This is a genomic window from Rudanella paleaurantiibacter (assembly GCF_009184635.1).
Taxonomy (GTDB): domain Bacteria; phylum Bacteroidota; class Bacteroidia; order Cytophagales; family Spirosomataceae; genus Rudanella; species Rudanella paleaurantiibacter.
Genome location: NZ_WELI01000008.1, coordinates 91414 through 108625 on the forward strand (window position 1 = coordinate 91414; position 17212 = coordinate 108625).

General features: G+C 50.6%; 18 protein-coding genes. 5 read left to right on the forward strand and 13 right to left on the reverse strand.

Features of this window, described 5'->3' with window-relative positions:
* The first annotated feature begins 195 nt into the window (after positions 1 to 195).
* Entirely contained in the window at positions 196 to 1059 is an 864-nt protein-coding gene (locus F5984_RS18730; RefSeq protein ID WP_152125754.1) for a sugar phosphate isomerase/epimerase family protein, read from the forward strand.
* Positions 1060 to 1141: 82 nt separating this feature from the next.
* Positions 1142 to 2485, forward strand: a complete 1344-nt coding sequence (locus F5984_RS18735; RefSeq protein WP_152125755.1) for a Gfo/Idh/MocA family protein — start codon at positions 1142 to 1144, stop codon at positions 2483 to 2485.
* A gap of 157 nt (positions 2486 to 2642) precedes the next feature.
* On the opposite strand, the gene F5984_RS18740 is transcribed toward F5984_RS18735, so the two are convergent.
* From F5984_RS18740 to F5984_RS18750, 3 genes are all read right to left on the reverse strand, one after another.
* Positions 2643 to 3074, reverse strand: a complete 432-nt coding sequence (locus F5984_RS18740) for a GNAT family N-acetyltransferase (protein WP_152125756.1) — start codon at positions 3072 to 3074, stop codon at positions 2643 to 2645.
* Positions 3055 to 4191 carry a lipid-A-disaccharide synthase gene (lpxB, locus tag F5984_RS18745; protein ID WP_152125757.1) on the reverse strand — a complete coding sequence of 379 codons (1137 nt, stop codon included), beginning with the start codon at positions 4189 to 4191 and terminating at the stop codon, positions 3055 to 3057. Before lpxB ends, F5984_RS18740 begins: the two co-directional genes overlap by 20 nt.
* A gap of 72 nt (positions 4192 to 4263) precedes the next feature.
* Positions 4264 to 4680: a 6-pyruvoyl trahydropterin synthase family protein gene (locus F5984_RS18750; protein ID WP_152125758.1), complete on the reverse strand. Its 417-nt coding sequence runs from the start codon at positions 4678 to 4680 to the stop codon at positions 4264 to 4266.
* A gap of 286 nt (positions 4681 to 4966) precedes the next feature.
* Between F5984_RS18750 and rfaD the strand changes: the two genes are divergently transcribed.
* Complete coding sequence (gene rfaD / locus F5984_RS18755; RefSeq protein WP_152125759.1) at positions 4967 to 5932, forward strand: ADP-glyceromanno-heptose 6-epimerase; 966 nt, start codon at positions 4967 to 4969, stop codon at positions 5930 to 5932.
* 105 nt (positions 5933 to 6037) lie between these two features.
* Here the strand turns inward: rfaD and F5984_RS18760 are convergent, their stop codons facing one another.
* The gene (locus tag F5984_RS18760) at positions 6038 to 7588 is read right to left on the reverse strand and encodes a S8 family serine peptidase (protein ID WP_152125760.1); all 1551 of its coding nucleotides are present in this window, start codon (positions 7586 to 7588) and stop codon (positions 6038 to 6040) included.
* A gap of 201 nt (positions 7589 to 7789) precedes the next feature.
* Between F5984_RS18760 and F5984_RS18765 the strand changes: the two genes are divergently transcribed.
* Complete coding sequence (locus tag F5984_RS18765) at positions 7790 to 9085, forward strand: aminopeptidase P N-terminal domain-containing protein (protein WP_152125761.1); 1296 nt, start codon at positions 7790 to 7792, stop codon at positions 9083 to 9085.
* A gap of 116 nt (positions 9086 to 9201) precedes the next feature.
* Here the strand turns inward: F5984_RS18765 and F5984_RS18770 are convergent, their stop codons facing one another.
* The 3 genes from F5984_RS18770 to panC form a co-directional block, all read right to left on the reverse strand.
* Positions 9202 to 9810 (reverse strand): TetR/AcrR family transcriptional regulator, encoded by a 609-nt coding sequence (locus F5984_RS18770; RefSeq protein WP_152125762.1) that lies wholly within the window; start codon positions 9808 to 9810, stop codon positions 9202 to 9204.
* A 343-nt stretch (positions 9811 to 10153) separates the two neighbouring features.
* Entirely contained in the window at positions 10154 to 10585 is a 432-nt protein-coding gene (locus F5984_RS18775) for a WapI family immunity protein (protein ID WP_152125763.1), read from the reverse strand.
* 166 nt (positions 10586 to 10751) lie between these two features.
* Positions 10752 to 11594: a pantoate--beta-alanine ligase gene (panC, locus tag F5984_RS18780; RefSeq protein WP_152125764.1), complete on the reverse strand. Its 843-nt coding sequence runs from the start codon at positions 11592 to 11594 to the stop codon at positions 10752 to 10754.
* 218 nt (positions 11595 to 11812) lie between these two features.
* Between panC and F5984_RS18785 the strand changes: the two genes are divergently transcribed.
* Entirely contained in the window at positions 11813 to 12826 is a 1014-nt protein-coding gene (locus F5984_RS18785) for a site-specific integrase (protein ID WP_152125765.1), read from the forward strand.
* A gap of 94 nt (positions 12827 to 12920) precedes the next feature.
* Here the strand turns inward: F5984_RS18785 and F5984_RS18790 are convergent, their stop codons facing one another.
* From F5984_RS18790 to F5984_RS18815, 6 genes are all read right to left on the reverse strand, one after another.
* A complete protein-coding gene (locus tag F5984_RS18790) occupies positions 12921 to 13295 on the reverse strand; it encodes a hypothetical protein (protein WP_152125766.1) in 375 nt (124 codons plus the stop codon).
* A 77-nt stretch (positions 13296 to 13372) separates the two neighbouring features.
* Positions 13373 to 14011 carry a hypothetical protein gene (locus tag F5984_RS18795; RefSeq protein ID WP_152125767.1) on the reverse strand — a complete coding sequence of 213 codons (639 nt, stop codon included), beginning with the start codon at positions 14009 to 14011 and terminating at the stop codon, positions 13373 to 13375.
* Positions 14011 to 14445 carry a lysozyme gene (locus F5984_RS18800; protein WP_152125768.1) on the reverse strand — a complete coding sequence of 145 codons (435 nt, stop codon included), beginning with the start codon at positions 14443 to 14445 and terminating at the stop codon, positions 14011 to 14013. Before F5984_RS18800 ends, F5984_RS18795 begins: the two co-directional genes overlap by 1 nt.
* 174 nt (positions 14446 to 14619) lie before the next feature.
* Positions 14620 to 14997 carry a hypothetical protein gene (locus tag F5984_RS18805; protein WP_152125769.1) on the reverse strand — a complete coding sequence of 126 codons (378 nt, stop codon included), beginning with the start codon at positions 14995 to 14997 and terminating at the stop codon, positions 14620 to 14622.
* Positions 14998 to 15207: 210 nt separating this feature from the next.
* Positions 15208 to 16803 carry a hypothetical protein gene (locus F5984_RS18810; RefSeq protein WP_152125770.1) on the reverse strand — a complete coding sequence of 532 codons (1596 nt, stop codon included), beginning with the start codon at positions 16801 to 16803 and terminating at the stop codon, positions 15208 to 15210.
* A 2-nt stretch (positions 16804 to 16805) separates the two neighbouring features.
* Positions 16806 to 17039: a hypothetical protein gene (locus tag F5984_RS18815; RefSeq protein WP_152125771.1), complete on the reverse strand. Its 234-nt coding sequence runs from the start codon at positions 17037 to 17039 to the stop codon at positions 16806 to 16808.
* Between the last annotated feature and the right edge of the window lie 173 nt (positions 17040 to 17212).

A 17212-nucleotide genomic window follows, 5' to 3' on the forward strand; every position in this document is an offset into this window, starting at 1 on the left:
TTCTTGTAGTAAGAATAGGCCCTGCTTTACCTCAATAGGTGCGGCCGTAGGCGGGTATTGCCCCGTACTTTGACTACCCATGTAGATAGGTGCGCGTAGCAAATACCGAAACTTAGCGGAACACTTGGGTATAAACAGGTTGCTACGGGCTTAAATAGGCGGATTAGTCATCAAACACAGGATTACTTACTGCCCATGACAACACGTAGGACCTTTCTTAAGAGCACAGGAGGTTATCTGGCTGCTGCGAGTATGAGCCCGGCCATTGCATCTGCCCATGCTCCCGAGACAACCGCTGCCCCCGACACAGATCTGTTTAAATTAGGTATGGCGGGTTACACCTTCGTTCACTTTAAGCTTGATCAGGCGCTCGAAATGATGCGTAAAGTGGATGTTCGTTACCTGTGTATCAAAGATTTTCACCTGCCGCTCAACAGTACCGCCGAACAGATTGAAGCCTTTCATGCCAAGCTGAAAGAGTCGAATGTGACGGGTTATGCCGTTGGGCCAATTTATATGAAAAGCGAGGCCGAGGTCGACCGGGCTTTCGATTATGCCAAGCGGGTAGGGGTGAAGCTGATTATTGGCGTGCCCAATACCGAGTTTCTACCGTACGTAGACAAGAAGGTGAAGGAGTACGATATGCGCTTTGCCATCCACAATCACGGCCCCGATATAGCGTTGTATCCCAATGCCGTTTCGATCTGGAACGAGATCAAAAATCTGGACTCTCGCATTGGTTTCTGTTTTGACATGGGCCACGACCGGCGCAATGGCGACGACCCCGTGGCTGATCTGCAAACGTATGCAAAACGTATTTTTGACATTCACCTCAAAAACGTAACGGCGGCATCGAAAGAAGGTAAAACCTGTGAGCTTGGCCGGGGGGTAATCGATGTGCCCGCTTTTGTACAGGCGCTGCGGAAAGTGGGTTATACCGGTTCGTGCAGTCTTGAATACGAGAAAGATATGAAAGACCCGTTGGCTGGTATTGCTGAGTCGGTGGGTTATTTCCGGGGTGTTTGCGAAGCCACGCGTTCGGGCAAGCGTAAATCCTGATTCCCCCATAAGTGAACCCACGTACAGGTTGTTCAGACCGGGTGGGGTAAGCGATTAATTCCCTTAAGTGTATCTGATGTTAATGGAAGGTTCAAGAAGAGAGTTTATCAAGAAAGCTGCCCTCAGCACGGCCGGACTGGCGGTTGGGGGGCTTGCCAACGGTATGTCGGCCAAGAGTTACGCCAAAATTATCGGGGCCAATGAGCGGATCAACGTGGCTATTGCGGGGTTGGGCCGCCGGTTGGGAGCCTACTACGAGCCAATCGGCCTCAAGAGTAGCAACGTGGAGTTAGTATACCTCTGCGATGTAATGAAAAAGCAGCGGGAGTCGGGCGCACAGAAGTTCTCGAAGTTTATCGACTACAAACCGAAGCTCGAAAACGACATTCGGAAGGTGATTGCCGATAAGAATGTCGACGCCCTGTTCAACGCAACCCCCGACCACTGGCACGCACCCGGCACCTGGATGGCCGTACAGGCCGGTAAGCACGTGTACGTGGAGAAACCCTGTAGCCATAGCCCCCGTGAGGGCGAGATTCTGGCCGAATGCCAGCGCAAATACGGCAAGGTGATTCAGATGGGCAATCAGCAGCGGTCGGCGGTTGAGTCAATCGACATCATCGGTCAGATTCACAACGGCGCTATTGGTACGCCTTACAAAGCGGTGGCGTTTTACATTGCCAACCGGGGCGAGGTGCCCGTGCCGAAACCCGCACCGGTACCCGACGGCCTCGATTGGGATTTGTTTCAGGGTCCGGCCCCGCGTACACCGTACATGCACGACACCTGGGACTATAACTGGCACTGGTACGACTGGCTGTATGGTACCGCCGAAAGCGGTAACAACGCTACGCACGAACTCGACGTTGCCCGCTGGGCCTTGCAGGTCGACTTTCCAGAGCATGTGAGCGTAGAAGCGGCCAAGCGTCATTTCCTGAACGATGGCTGGACGATGTACGACACAATGGACGCTACCTTCCGGTTCCCCGGCGATAAGATCATCAAGTGGGACGGTAAGAGTCGCAATGGCTACCTGACCTACGGTAGCGACCGGGGTACGGTAATTTATGGTAGCAATGGCAGTGTGTACGTTGACCGTAACGGCTACAAGCTGTTCAGCCGCGAGGGTAAACTCATCAAAGACAGCAAAGCTAAAGGGAACGAAGCTGGCACGGCCCTGGGCGGTGGTGGCGACATGACGACCCGGCACGTTGTTAACTTCTTTGAAGCAATTCGGGGTAAGGAAAAGCAGGCGTCGCCAATTGACGAAGGGGCCAAGAGTACGTTGCTCAGCCACCTGGCCAACATCAGCTACCGGACGAAAAAGTCGTTTGACGTAGACCCCAAGAATGGCCATATCCGCGATCGGGAAGCGATGAAACTGTGGAGTCGGGAGTACCACAAAGGGTGGGAACCACCGATGTAATCCAGTATCATACAGAAACGTCAAAGGCGGGCTTAATGCCCGCCTTTGACGTTTCTGTATGATACTGGATTGAGTAATAACTATTCCCTGCCCTTCAGAAAGCCAGAAGCCGTACCATTGGCCTCCAGAAACTATAAACAACAAACCATAAACTCCTTTACAGGGCCATGCCGAAGCGACTGTATGGAATGGGCCCCTTGTGAAAAACGTCGCCTTCGGCCTGCATTCCGAATCGCTCATAAAATCCGGCGGCTGTCAGACGGGCATCGCACCAAATATGGGTGGCCCCACGTTGCCGGGCGTGTTCGATTACATGGTTGAGCAATTGGGTACCAATGCCGCGCCCCTGATAAGCCGGGGCTGTGGCAAATTTTCGAAAACGGGCAATTCGAGATGTTGTCGCGTCGCTCTCAGCAATAAACAGCGAAATGACCGAAACCAACTCACCATCGACAAAGCCACCCAGGTGGAAACCATCTGCATCGTCGGGGAGCCGCACGTAGTCAAATGGTTTGTCGGGCCACAGCACCGAGTGGCGAAGGGCGAGCGTATCTTCGGCTGCGATAGGTTTAAGCGTGACGTGTGGCATGGATTACGTACAATTTAACCAGTTCGACCATGCGCTGGCCAGCCCGCTCTGAGGCACCGGGGCCTCCTACTTTTTGCTGCACCTCGGCGTAATCGCGGAGTATGGCCTCCCGGCGGTTACCCCCCACCAGAATAGCCCGCAGCTCGTCGGCAACGCGGGTAGGGGTACAGTCGTAGATTAGTTCGCGCACCACCAGCCGACCCGCAATCAGGTTCACCAGCGACAGGTACGGAACTGCCAGAATCCGCTTACCGATTTCGTACCACCAACGCGGGGTTTTGTACAGAACCACTTCGGGCACGTTGAGCAGAGCGGTTTCGAGCGTTGCCGTACCGGAGGTGACCAGGGCCGCTTCGGCAACGTGCAGGAGGTCGTAAGCGGCATCTTCAACCCGTTTCACATCGGGGTAATTGGCCAGTAAACGGTCGTAAAGGGCCCTCGGCAGGTTATCGACGGTGCCTACCGCAAACTGATACTTCGGAAACTGCCGCGAGGCTTCGAGCATCACGGGCAACATGTTTTCTACTTCCTGTTTACGGCTACCGGGTAGCAGTGCCACTACCGGCCGACCTAGATGGCGCGGCCCGATGGCAAAGTTCGGGTTGGGCCGAAACGCCGTGAGGGCGTCCATGAGCGGATTTCCCACGTATTCGACTTCGTAATCGTATTGCTTGAAAAAGTCGACCTCGAACGGGAAGATCACAAACAGCCGATCCACGAGGGCTTTGATCGTGAGGGCGCGTTTCTGGTTCCAGGCCCAGACTTTGGGCGAGATGTAATAAAAAACCGGAATACCATGTTTTTTGGCGAATCGAGCCATGCGGAGGTTAAATCCGGCATAGTCGATCAGGACAAGAACGTCAGGGCGATTAGCGAGCAAATCGGCCTGGCATTCGCGCATGATTCGGCGAATGGTGCCGAGGTTTTTGGCTACTTCGATGAAGCCCATGAAGGCCATCTGCCGATAGTGGCGCACCAACGTAGCACCGGCCTCCTGCATCTGTTCACCGCCGTAAGCCCGGCACTGCGCGTCGGGGTCGTGCTGCCGTATCGACCGGATCAGGTTGCCCCCGTGGAGGTCGCCGGAGCGTTCGCCAGCTATGAAGTAGTAACGCATCGTATCGGTAGTGACAATGGGCAGTGGCAGTGAATAGTACAACTGCCTACTGCCGCTGCTTACTGCTACTTTTTACTCTCCGTAGTAATCTACTAGATTTTTTGGAGTCTCGATCAGCCGAATCTGATGCAGCCGGGCTTCCGAAACCTCGGCCAGAGCGCGTTCGAGAATTTTCCAGATTTCCATCACAAAAATCTCACAACTCGCCATTTTGCCCTGCATGAAAGGGACATCCAGGTTCAGATTTTTATGATCGACCAGATCAATGATTTCGCGCTTGATGAGGTCGCCCAAGACTTTCAGGTCGATCACGAAGCCCGTGTCAGGGTCGGGTTCGCCTTTGACCGTGACAATCAGTTCGAAGTTATGTCCGTGCCAATTGTAGTTGGCGCAGGGGCCAAAAACTTCTTTATTCTTTTCGTCGGACCAGTTCGGGTTGAAGAGCCGGTGGGCCGCGTTGAAGTGTTCTGTTCGACTAATGTATACCATTATTCTGGTTTGTTAAGGGCGGTTTTTCCAGACAACGCCCACCGTAAAAGCGGCAAAGGTACGACTTTACGAAGTCCAAAAAAAATGCAGTTAGCCTGTACACCCAAGTAGGGCTAATTGGCTCTGTAGCATCACTTTGTCTTTCTCTGATATTAGAAAAGTTATATTTTTCCCTTAAATAAGGTATAGGTTTCTGTTTGCATACACCCTACCTTTGGGCCACTTTTTGCCTAATCACGCCTTCTGATTTAATCAATAGCCACTATACGCTTTAGATTTACTGAATATGATTGTTGTAACGGGGGCTGCCGGGTTTATTGGCAGTTGTTTAATCAATAAGTTGAATGAAGAAAACTTCAATTTTATTGTCGCCGTTGATGACTTTTCTCACCCGGAGAAGGCAGCTAACTTAGCGGATAAACGCATTCAGGAGCGTGTCGACCGTGAAGAGCTGTTCGACTGGCTGGAGGCTAACTACCAGGAGATTGAGTTTATCTTTCACATTGGGGCCCGTACCGATACCACGGAGTTCAACTACGAAATCTTCGCCCACCTCAATGTGGAATACTCCAAGAAGATTTGGCAAAAGTGTATTGACTACCAAATTCCCCTCGTCTATGCCTCATCGGCGGCTACCTATGGCCTGGGTGAATTAGGGTACGACGACAATGAATCGGTGATTCCGCAGCTCCGCCCGCTAAACCCCTACGGTGAGTCGAAAAATGAGTTCGACATCTGGGCACTTGAGCAGGAGCGGAAGCCGTTTTTCTGGGCAGGCCTGAAGTTTTTCAACGTGTATGGTCCCAACGAGTACCACAAAGGCCGGATGGCATCGGTTATTTTCCATGCCTACAATCAGATCTGCCAAACGGGCGGTATGAAGCTTTTCCGCTCGCATCATCCCGACTTCAAAGATGGTGAGCAGATGCGCGACTTTGTGTACGTGAAAGATGTAGTAGAGGTGTGTTTGTTTCTGATGCACCACCGGCGCAACTCCGGTATTTATAACCTCGGTAGCGGCAAGGCCCGTACCTTCCTTGATCTGGCCAACGCCACCTTTGCGGCCATGGATCGCGATTCCAACATCGACTTTATCGATACCCCCACCGATATTCGCGACAAGTACCAGTATTTCACGCAGGCCAATATGGCCAAGCTACGTTCTATCGGGTACGAAAAACCGTTTCATTCGCTCGAAGACGGTATCACCGACTACGTGCAGAACTACCTGCACGACAAACGATATCTGTAAAAAGGCGCCCAGTTGCTTACTAACAGAACGATGCCCGATTTTCGCCCTGGAGCAAGGTGAAAATCGGGCATCGTTCTGTTACCCGGTTTAGGGCTGGTAGATTATTTAGTCCCAGATAACTTCGATCACTTCTTTTTTCAGATCAACCGTCGTGCGGGCTTCGCCGTTGACCCGCTTGATGAGCAGTTTCCCATTGCTCACCTTTAGGGCTTCCTGCTGAATAACATGGGTTTCATCTTTCTTGCGGAAAATGGAAACCGTTTCCTTATCGTTCAAACCCAAGGGCAGGCTGACCGATTTGCCCGACGCATTCACTGACCGGGCTGTAGCGGATAGCGGTTGTTTGCGCAACAAAGCCAGCACCCGCGAGGCCTGAGGTACCCCGTATCCTACAAAATTGTTGCCGTACGGGTACAGGTGCGACGATTTTTCGATCAGCTCAATGACCTCGCGGTTGGTAAGTTTGGGGTTGGCCTGCATAATACACGCGGCAAAACCGGTAATAACGGGTGCTGATAACGACGTGCCATACAGCGAGAAACACGATACGTTTGGTTTCAGGTAAGGGAGGCTTTCGGGGCCGATGCTACTGTACCCGATGCGGTTCCAAAGGCGCGAGTTGGTAGCTCCCACGGCCAGGACACCCTGCGCGTCGGCCGGGGTGCTGATAATGCGCCAGCTGCGGTCGTCGCCCTCGTTACCGGCCGATACCACAATGAGCATCCCCTTTTTGTCGGCGGCCATCTGGGCGGCCCGGCTGATTACGCTCGTGTGGCCATCCATTTGCTTCGGCTCGTAGTTCTCTTTGGGGTCGGTAAAACCACGAGCGTAGCCCAGTGAGGTATTAACGAGCCGCACACCGAGGCTATCGAGCCACTCAATAGCCTGCACCCAATTGTCTTCCTCGCCCCGAAATTCGCGGTTACCCTGATCGGTGCGTGCCAGATAAAACGTAGCGTCGGTAGCCAAGCCATACTGAATGTTCTCGGTGGGGTCGAGGCCGGCAATAGCCGCCAGTACCTCGGTGCCGTGAAAATCAGACATGCTTTCCAGGTTATGAAACAGGTCGTTTTTGGTCTTTTTGGCGTTTACATAGTCACGCACAGTGCGCACACCATTGCGGACAAACAGGTGCTTGAGCGCGGCTGCGGAGTCGGCCCCGAAAAAGCCGGCATCCAGCACCCCCACTTTCACAAACCGCCCCGTGAGGCCAGCCGCAGCAAACTCACCTGCCTGAATCTGATTCATGACCGGTGCAAATTGCGGGCGGGTCAGGTCAACATTGGGCAGGCTCGTAACCACCAAGTGGCGGTCAATCGGGACCAGTTCTTTCACAAACGAAAGCTGCTTTACCTGCGCTATATGCGCCGGGCTAAGTTGCGCCGATACCGCGTTGAACCAGCGCGACCGGCACAGGGGTGTAACGCCTTGTTGCTGGAGTTGGGCCAGATAATCGGCCGAGAGCGGCCGGTCGGTGTCATCTACGGGTAGGCCACGTAGCTGGCGGCTGTGCAGCGTACCGGGCGATAGGGCGGGGGCCGCCGACCGATTCTTGTCTTTAAAAACAATCCAATACTTGGTCGGCTCTGGCTCAGTGTGGGAAGCCCAGCTGAGGGCGGGCCAAAGCAATAGCCACAGTACGATGCGTCGGGTCATGATCTACAGGTTAAGATATTGGTAAAAGAAGGGTGTGCGTAAACTACCTCGTCGGTTAGATAACTTCATCGACAATGGTTTTCTTTGCAAACTTAACAAAAGGGCAGGGGATGTTAGTTTCTGGGCATTATACGGGGGAACAGACCACCGGCTAACCCTCCAGAATCGGTCATTCAACGTTCTGTATCCAGCATCGTTTCCATGCGTTACGAACCAATCAACAACACCTTATTTACGACCAATCGGCAGCGGCTGGCGGGGTTGCTCAAGCCTAAATCGCTGGCGATTTTCAACGCCAATGACATCATGCCGACCAATGCCGACGGGACAATGGGCTTTCGGCAAAATAATGATCTGTTCTACCTGACCGGTGTCGATCAGGAAGAGACCATACTGGTGCTGTTTCCCGACCACCCCGACGAGCGCTTTCGGGAGGTCTTGTTTCTGCGCGAAACGAGCGAACTCATCGCCATTTGGGAAGGCCACAAACTGACCAAGGCCGAGGCCGAACAAACCAGCGGCATTGCCCAACGGTCGATTTACTGGACGAGCCAGTTCGATCTTATTTTTAAGCAGATGGTGTTTGAGGCCGAACGCGTGTACCTGAACACCAACGAGCATACCCGTGCCGAAGTGACCGTGCAAACGCGCGATGCCCGCTTCATCGACTGGTTCCGGCAACAGTTTCCCCTGCATACGCTGGAGCGCGTAGCTCCGCTCATGCACCATCTGCGGGCCATTAAACTACCGCAGGAGGTCGAACTTCTCAATCGGGCCATTCATATTACCGACACCATGTTTCGGCGGTTGCTTCGGTTTGTAAAGCCTGGTGTTTGGGAGTACGAAATCGAAGCCGAAATGATGCACGAGTTTCTGCGGAACCGATCGCGGGGGGCGGCTTACACGCCCATTATTGCGTCGGGGGCCAATGCCTGTGTGCTGCACTACATCGATAACAGCGCACAGTGTCAGGACGGCGACGTGATCCTGCTCGATATTGGGGCCGAATATGCCAATTACAATGCCGACATGACCCGGAGTATTCCGGTCAATGGTCGCTTTACCCCCCGGCAGCGGGCGGTGTACGATGCCGTGTTACGCGTGATGCGCGAGGCTACTCAGATGCTCCGGCCGGGTAACCTCTGGGACGAGTATCACCGCGAAGTGGGTAAGATTATGGAGTCGGAGCTGATTGGACTGGGGTTACTCGACAAAAGCGAGGTGGCGAAACAAGACCCTGAGGCACCGCTGTACAAAAAGTATTTTATGCACGGTACGTCGCACTTTCTGGGGCTCGATGTCCATGATGTAGGCAACAAGTACCGCCGATTTGAGCCCGGCATGGTATTTACCTGCGAACCGGGTATTTACATCCGGGAAGAGGGGTTAGGAATCCGTCTGGAGAACAATATTCTCATCACTGAAGATGGTAACCTCGACCTGATGGCCCAGATTCCCGTAGAGGCCGACGAGATTGAAACGCTGATGAATGCCTGATGAAAAAAGCCTGCCCGACTAATCGGGCAGGCTTTTATTCGCTTATCATTGGATCAGTAACTAATTCGGAGATGATTGCAGGCCAACGTTAGTCTCGAAGGTGCAATCAGTCATTTTTACTTTGCTTCTTTGGCTAGTTCCATAGCCGTATTAAGGCTTGAATACACCCGGCGGATAGCCTTCTCGATCCGATCCCAGCCATCTTGCGAGGTCAGATCAATGTCCATAATCTTGTCGCGCTGGTTGCTGATAAGGGTAAGGTAGGTGATGCCTGAGAGCAGCAGGGCTGTGATCGCGTTTGGATCATACTCAGGGAAGGGGGCCAACTTTTTAATGAGTTTCTCGTACGAGTTGTCACGGAAGGTTGCTATGCGCTTAGCCAGCTCGGTTTCACCGTTCGACATTTCCCAGCGAACCAGGTCCTGTGATGACTTACGGCTCCGGAATTCACGCATCAGGTTGATCGCATACTCTGACCAAACTTTGCTGCGATCGGCCGCCGGCACGTTCTCCGGTACCGACTCCAGATACTTTTCGTTGAACATCGACAGGAAAAAGCCCCGCTGTACGTAGGCTTCGACCAGTCCGTTCCAGCCGCCAAAATACCGGTATATCAGTACCTTGTTGACCTGAGCCTTTTCGGCTACGGCGTTAATCCCGGCTTTTTCAGTGCCGCGTTCGGCGATGACCTCGCCGGTGGCCCGCAAGATGCGTTCCATAGTCATCGCACGGTTCCTTCTTTTAACTACTTTCATAAGATTACCTGACTGTTTTGGTGGTTATTAAGAATGCAAATGGGCAGTATCCAGATTATGCTTTAAGTAACATGTTTACCTAAATACTGGTAGTAACCAATTGTATCACGACCATCGACACAAAAATGGAAATTAAAAGTAATGTTACCAAGTGGTAACGTTTTTTTTAGTAAAACAAATGACTTATTAAGACTAGTTTTTGGACGGAGCACGGCTTTTAGTCTACTTTTCGGATAAGTGGTCACTAAAATATAAAACAGACGCAACTTGATAGATTTAGTTGCGTCTGCCAATTTAGATGAAAAAGTAAGATTTACCTTTCTGGGTATACAGCCAGTTGGTTGCTTAAATCGCTGATGAGGTCATTAAACTGGGTTTCGTTTAAAACCATATCCATCTCAAGCGGAAAGTCAGGGTACGGATGCCAGTTGGGGGTTAGGCTACGGTTGAGCTGAATTTGAAACTTGTACTTATTATTCGGTAAGGCATAAATGTCGACACTTAGGTCCTGATCAGATAACGTACAGGTCACATGAGCGGTGCGTTTTAGGCGCAACTGTTCCAGACTCACCAACAGCCGCGACAGATCGTAGGTCTGCAATGGGGCTGACTGACGGTCGCTCTGCTTTTTCCAGAACGTAGCAATTTCGCAGCGAAGATTATTCCGATCCCGCCAGTTCGTATTGTTTTGGCCGTAGCCCAGAATAGATAGTTCAAATGAATATACTGGCGAAACAAGCTTCATAACCTATAGATATTGAGTATAAATAGATAACCTATTTATCCCGTTCGTGGTTTTGGAGCGTACGCATTAAAAAAAGAGGGCCGCTCAGGGGATAGACGTTCGTAGATACCGGCCAAACGCCAGTACCCCTGAGTCCGTTTTATACATTGATTTGCCCGAAACGCCCTCAGAAAACCAGATTATCAATCAGGCGCACTTTGCCCAGATGAGCCGCCAGGCAAATAGCCGTTTGGCCCGGTGCCTGCATTTCCGATACAGGCTGTAGTGTATCGGCATTGGCAACTTCCACATACTCGAGCCGGAAATGGGGCTGTTGTGCAAACAAGCCTGTAACGGCTGCTTTGGCCTGATTGGGGCTTTGGCCTTCGAGCATCAGATCATGCGCGAGGGTCAGAGCCTGGTGAATAATGGGCGCTTGCAGTCGTTCGTTGGGCGTGAGGTTTCGATTCCGTGATGACATGGCGAGCCCATCGGCTTCCCGAACGGTGTCGCAGCGGATGAGCTCAACCGGGAAGCTCAAATCGCGGATGAGCCGCCGGACCACGGCAATCTGCTGTAGATCTTTCTGGCCAAAATACGCCCGGTCGGGCTGAACCAGATTAAAAAGTTTAGCCACTACAATGCCCACGCCGTTGAAATGGCCGGGCCGGAAAGCTCCCTCCATGACTGTTTCGAGTTCACCGAAATTCAGGCGGAGTTGGGGGGCTTCGGGGTACATTTCGTCGGCCGAGGGAAAAAATAATAGATCCGTTCCAACGCTTTGGAGCATTTCGGCGTCTTGTTCCAGTGTACGCGGATAGCGCGCCAGATCGTCGGGGTTATTAAACTGAACCGGATTCACAAACACGCTGGCAACGACCAGATCGCATTCTTGTCGGGCGCGCCGGACGAGGTCGAGGTGGCCTTCGTGCAAAGCGCCCATAGTGGGTACGAAGCCCAATGTCTGACCGGGAGTGTGTGCGAGACGAAGTTGCTGCCGAAGCGCGTGTACAGTGTCAATACGTTGCATAGAGGCAATCGGGAAAGGAGCAAGGCTCCGTGATGACGACAAAGTACGGGCTAAGTTGGATAGGGCGAAAGACGAAGTCGTTTAAACGCGTTAAAATGGTAATTATTTAGGAGTTTATGATTGAAATTCTACCAAAAAAATACCGGTGCCAAATAACTGAAATCGGATAAAAGTTTATTAGTAGTGGTTGTAAATAGTTCACATTAAACTATTTACGAATGAGTACAGAACCACTCCAAACATTATTAGAAATGGCATCCGGTACGAGTAAAGATGTTACCGCGATTGCGTCAGCGGTTGCCCGGCTTGAATCGATGGTGGCACAATTACTAAACCAAACTCCCGCCCCGGCCGCGCCTACAAATCAAACAATATCCCTACTTGAATTAATAGATACCCATTACGAATACCAGGCAAAAAACGGCCGCAATAAACGGGGTAAACCTATCTGCAGAAACACCCTAAAAACGTACAAAGTAAATCGGGGCTTTGTAAAGAATTACCTGCACTACATAAACCAGCCAACCGCCCCGGCATCGGTGCTCAATAACGACTTTGCCCGTGAATACGAATTGTACAATTTGGATAGGTTGGCCGCAACATCGGCACGAATGGCCGTCAGTTTTTTGGCCGGGATTTCTCGCTTTGGGGTCGAAAAAAAATTTTTGTCTGCAGACAATCGAATTACCTATAAACCGGCCGTAGCTGAATCGGTACCACCGGCACCACTCACCCAGGACGAACTATTAAAACTCGAATCGGCCCGGTTTCGTAGAATCCGACAAGGTGCCGTCGATTGCTTCTTATTCCTGGTGTACACTGGCTTTCATTACATCGACGGTGCGTTGATCGATAGCAACGCCCAACAAGTAACGCCGGATGGCTTTACGTATCTGCAGATAAACCGCCAAAAAACCGGTGAAACGGCTATAGTCCCCTATACAGAGAAAGCCCGCGCCCTGGTGGATAAATACGGTGGTCTCGACAAACTGCCATTTAAGACCAACAACACCATGAACTATCATTTAAAAATGGCTGCAAAGGAACTAGGCTTAGGCCGTGAAATAACCATGAGTATTGGCCGTGATACCTTTGCCGATGATGTTACCAACAACCGTGGTATTTCAGATGAATCGTTGGCCGCTATGCTTGGACATAGTGGTACGGGGTATGTACGTAAGTACCGGAAAGTGAAAGTTTCCAGGGTTGCGAAAGAATGGAAATCAGAATAATATTTTGAGATCCGGCCGCTGCAGCAGCTGACAAACCAAATATTATACGGATAAAAAGAAAGCCCGACCATTTGGCCGGGCTTCGTTGATTTTGCTATTCTGGAAAAATAAAGGTGTAGTCCTGGCATTTACCAACCAGAATACTTGTCTTGTTGACGGTTGGATAAAGTAGGTAGCCGTTAACCTGCCTAAACTCAATATCTACAAAACCCGGTGTGACTTGTACATCTTTGTACGCCGTTTTGCCCTGGGTACGTAGTAGCTGTTTGCCGTTGATGAAAACATCATACTGGTATAACGACACATTGGTTAACTGGAACCGTCCGTAGTTTTTGGCTTCACAGTCAATCTGTGCAGCCGTTTGAGGGTCTTTGATACAACCAGCCAGGGCAACGAGTAAAAACAGTGCAGAGTAATATTTTTTCATTTGTTTATAGTTTAAGTCACGAATGTACCAACCTGTGCACATAACGCAAATAGGTTTTAGGATTCGGTAATAAAAAAAGCCCTGGCACATTGTACCAGGGCTTTATTATTCTCACAAATTTACTCGGTTCGCTTCTTTCGCTTCAATAGGTAAACCAGCAACACCAACACCACCAGTACCAGCCAAACGGGTAGGCCGGGCTTCAGTTGTTCGGCTTCTTTGGTGTACCCGGTGTACAGGGTGCTTAAGTCCTGCAGTTGGGCCATTACATACTCTTGCCGTGCCTGTAATACCTTTTGCTCGTTTGCGCTTGCCTTCTTTGCCAGTGCTCCGAACGCAAAACCCAGGGTTGCTGTAACTGGAATAAACGGCCCGGTTGCCAGTGTTGCAGCTACACCGGCCCCGGCTCCTAATAACCCTGCTGCCTGAGAAATTGTAATACCTTTCTGGTTGGCAAGCTGCGTTATTTTGTCCTGGTACCGTGTTGCTAATTCGTTCAATCGCTTTAGCTGCAAACTGACAAATTCGGCCCGGTTGTCGGTTTCTGCGTTAAACGATTGTTCGTAGGCCGCAATGTCGGCCGCTGTTGGCAGATCGGCCCAACCAGGAATACTGTTTAGCTGGTTAATTGCCTTTTGGTCGGTTCGCTGGTTGGCAATGAAGAACGCCAGGCCAACCGGCCCCGTAAAGGCTAAAACTTTGTTTTTGCCGGTGGCTACTTCCTTCACCCAATTTGCGGCACGATTGAAAAAGCCCATTATAGCGTTAAAAACAAAGATGCTTCGTTTTTGCGTCGGTGCACCAAACCTGGCAACACATTACCACCCGCCCGGCACCACCGGCCGAACTCGGCCGCAACTTCCGCCCTGGGTGCCCCTGCGTTTAGTTTCCGTACCAGCGTCGATTTTGCAAAAGCCCCCTCACCAATGTTGTAGGCCAAACTTACCAGGGCATCAAATTGGTTTTGACTGATCGGCACATGAACAACGGCGTTTACAACTCGCTCGAAGCGTTCCAGATCGTGTGTAAGCAGATCGTTTGCCCGGTCTGCAGTAATCCTTTGCCCTGGGAACACATCGGGGCCGGTGTGCCCGTACCCAATCGTAAGTACCCCGGCCGGGCACTTGTACGCATTCAGCCTAATACCTTCCTCACGTCGGATTAGGCTTTTTCCGGTTTCGCTCGTTTTCATTTTCGTAAGATTGAGTCTCGCAAATCGCGTAACATACTGGTATGCTCGGCAATGGTTTTGCTGTTGTCCTGGATGGTTTGAACCAGCAATCGGGTTGAATCCCTAGACAGATAAAACAGGTAAACCAGGGCACCCATATAGGGCGATTTTTCGAGTAGGGTTAGGAACAATTGGTTATCCATTTGGAACCGCTTTTAGGGCAATAAGCCCGGTTAAAATGATAATTGCCGCCGTCCGAATTTGCCGTATAATGGGCACTGCTTTTGGCTCCTGTTTGGGTGCCGCTGGTGGCACCCCCGTGCTGATCGGGGCCGGGCTTTCCAGTACTGCCAGTTTTCCTGCTGCAGATTCGTACCGTTGCCGGTACATTTCGCCTTCTCGCAACCGTTCCAGGATTCGTGCGTTTTGCGTCGAATCATAGCAGTACTGCTTGGGTTCCTGGCTACTTGATAAGGTTAAGGATTGCCCGTTGCTGATCGTTGCCAGGGCTGCTGCGTTGAGCCATACCCAACCGGCAATTTTCCAGAGTAGAGCGTAAATCTTTGTTTTCATAGGTCAGGATTTGGGTTCGCTTTACCAGGCTGTCTGCTACTGCCTGGTATTGCTCTGTTTGCCGTTGGGCGTTCGCTTGTTGGGTTTCGTAGCGGTTCCGTAGAACTAGCATGAGTACCACCAGCACCAGCACCACCATTGTAAAAATGGATAGTGCTTTGTGCTCGGTGATTAACTGCCAAAACCGTTGGAGTAGGGTTTGCATCATTTTCATAGAATTATTTCTGAACCTGAATTTTCCCCCAGGCTATTAAATTCGATGTCATCAACAAAGAATGAACCACTACCCGGCCCCAATCCATCGGCATTAAAATCGATAACAACGTACTTAGCCCAACATGGTACCCGTAATGGATTGCCGCCCGTTGTGCGTTTATTCCATACTGAACCAATCGTTGACATATTTACCGCATCAACACCGGCTGGCTCTTTTCTGTGAAATGGATCATCAAAATTGTTTTTGAAACCTGCAGCAAAGGAATATCCAATGTAAAGGGTGCCAGTTGAGTTGCCGTTACTTAAAAACAATTGGCCAACAAGCTGCGTACCTGGTGTAACAGGGATTATTAAACTCATTACGGCACCACTGCCGCCCCCCCATCGTTTAAAAAATTTTAACGACTTTGTTCCTGTACGTGCCCGTTCACTTGACTTGCTAATTTCAACTTCAGCATTTCCGTCACCGCTATTCATTCTTGTTCTTGATGCCCTAGAGCCAGTGCCAGAAACGAACCAAGCATCTGAAATTGTTGCACCCTCAAACGTCCCATCATTAAGAACATTCCGCTTGCTTGAAATCAGTAAGAATGCGTTGTAAACTTCATAAGATGTTGGGTCTGTTACTGTCACTTTTTCGGCCGAATTTCCCCCGGCAAAATACCCGCTGGAATACCCAATATTATGAATGTCGGTATTTGCGAATTTTCCACTTGCACCGTTTTGACATTCAACAAAAAATTCAGGAATCGTCTGATTCTCTGTATTCACAATCCGCCCCCCGAAAATTTTAAAGTGTGCACCAGACCCATTTAGATAAATAGGGGCACTGATGTAATTTTTCCCCTCAATGTGTCCCCCATGCATCTCGATAAGTGCACCAGTGGTTTCTATCTGCCTTTCATTGTAGTCCAGGGAACAACCGTACAAATACAGGTCAGCGTTGCCGTTGGCTGATACAATCCCTTTCTTGCAGTTGAAAACAGCTATTTGATTCAAACAGATATTTTCCCCTGAATTGGCACCATTAGGGACGTGCACCCCTATACCCCCATCATAACTGCTACTTTGGTGGCACTTCTGTAAATACGCATTGTCGCCTATTTCAATGTTTATCCCGAAACCGGAAACAACGAAATTATTCAGGGCGAAATGACTTGTTCCGCCCTCTGTACCCGTAGACAAAACCACCCCCTTTACTTCGCTATTTTTGCCCGGCCCAACTATTCGAATAAAATCCAAACAGTTTACCCCGTTAGCATAGGGGTTTCCAGTACCAGCACCTATTATTGTTACTGCCGTCCCGGTTGTCATCTCGGTAAAATCAAAAACACATCGTTCGCCCATCAAACGAACTTTTGATATATCCAACGTGATACCCTGATTAAATTTGTAGGTCTTTTTGGGTATCCATAATGCCTTTTCAAATTGGTTTTGCAAGGCTTGGTTATATGCTTGGTTTTCTATTGCAATCCCGTCACCAACCGCCCCAAATCGCGAAACAGATTGACCATAGCTTGTATCTTCAATCTGTTTAACTCTCTGCCCGGCCGCCTGAAATCCTGCCTTAATTCTACTAGTCAGGCTCATAATTAATTGGCTGCTGTTGTGAATGCTCCGGCAAAGTCGGTGTTAACGTCGCCCGTTTCTGCCTTCGTAAATGCGTCGGTTGCTGGCAGTCGTGCTGCATCGATGGTACCGGACGTGATTTGGTTGGCATTGATAGCCGCCCCGGTATTCATCTTACTACCCAGGCTGGTTTTAATCGCCTTCATTTCCGTTCCAACTGATTGAAAGGCTGCAAGGATGTTTCCAACTAATGACATAGTGTTTATGGGTTTAGGGTTAAAACTCGTTATTGTGCTGCCTGGGTAAATGCCCCGGCAAAGTCGGTGTTTTCATCCGGTACCGTGCCCCCTAGTTCCAATATCGCCCCTTCTAGTGCCTGGATTCGCTTATTTACGTCGGCTCCAAAATTGGCGTTATCGCCTAGCACATC

What these genes read in the sequence shown, in the direction of transcription:
- F5984_RS18730 (WP_152125754.1), top strand. Translation starts at nt 196, where the DNA reads ATGACAACACGTAGGACCTTTCTTAAGAGCACAGGAGGTTATCTGGCT.
- F5984_RS18810 (WP_152125770.1), bottom strand. Translation starts at nt 16,803, where the DNA reads ATGAGCCTGACTAGTAGAATTAAGGCAGGATTTCAGGCGGCCGGGCAG.
- F5984_RS18765 (WP_152125761.1), top strand. Translation starts at nt 7,790, where the DNA reads ATGCGTTACGAACCAATCAACAACACCTTATTTACGACCAATCGGCAG.
- F5984_RS18735 (WP_152125755.1), top strand. Translation starts at nt 1,142, where the DNA reads ATGGAAGGTTCAAGAAGAGAGTTTATCAAGAAAGCTGCCCTCAGCACG.
- F5984_RS18785 (WP_152125765.1), top strand. Translation starts at nt 11,813, where the DNA reads ATGAGTACAGAACCACTCCAAACATTATTAGAAATGGCATCCGGTACG.
- F5984_RS18805 (WP_152125769.1), bottom strand. Translation starts at nt 14,997, where the DNA reads ATGAAAACAAAGATTTACGCTCTACTCTGGAAAATTGCCGGTTGGGTA.
- F5984_RS18790 (WP_152125766.1), bottom strand. Translation starts at nt 13,295, where the DNA reads ATGTGCACAGGTTGGTACATTCGTGACTTAAACTATAAACAAATGAAA.
- F5984_RS18740 (WP_152125756.1), bottom strand. Translation starts at nt 3,074, where the DNA reads ATGCCACACGTCACGCTTAAACCTATCGCAGCCGAAGATACGCTCGCC.
- rfaD (WP_152125759.1), top strand. Translation starts at nt 4,967, where the DNA reads ATGATTGTTGTAACGGGGGCTGCCGGGTTTATTGGCAGTTGTTTAATC.
- F5984_RS18770 (WP_152125762.1), bottom strand. Translation starts at nt 9,810, where the DNA reads ATGACTATGGAACGCATCTTGCGGGCCACCGGCGAGGTCATCGCCGAA.
- F5984_RS18815 (WP_152125771.1), bottom strand. Translation starts at nt 17,039, where the DNA reads ATGTCATTAGTTGGAAACATCCTTGCAGCCTTTCAATCAGTTGGAACG.
- F5984_RS18760 (WP_152125760.1), bottom strand. Translation starts at nt 7,588, where the DNA reads ATGACCCGACGCATCGTACTGTGGCTATTGCTTTGGCCCGCCCTCAGC.
- F5984_RS18750 (WP_152125758.1), bottom strand. Translation starts at nt 4,680, where the DNA reads ATGGTATACATTAGTCGAACAGAACACTTCAACGCGGCCCACCGGCTC.
- F5984_RS18775 (WP_152125763.1), bottom strand. Translation starts at nt 10,585, where the DNA reads ATGAAGCTTGTTTCGCCAGTATATTCATTTGAACTATCTATTCTGGGC.
- F5984_RS18800 (WP_152125768.1), bottom strand. Translation starts at nt 14,445, where the DNA reads ATGAAAACGAGCGAAACCGGAAAAAGCCTAATCCGACGTGAGGAAGGT.
- panC (WP_152125764.1), bottom strand. Translation starts at nt 11,594, where the DNA reads ATGCAACGTATTGACACTGTACACGCGCTTCGGCAGCAACTTCGTCTC.
- lpxB (WP_152125757.1), bottom strand. Translation starts at nt 4,191, where the DNA reads ATGCGTTACTACTTCATAGCTGGCGAACGCTCCGGCGACCTCCACGGG.
- F5984_RS18795 (WP_152125767.1), bottom strand. Translation starts at nt 14,011, where the DNA reads ATGGGCTTTTTCAATCGTGCCGCAAATTGGGTGAAGGAAGTAGCCACC.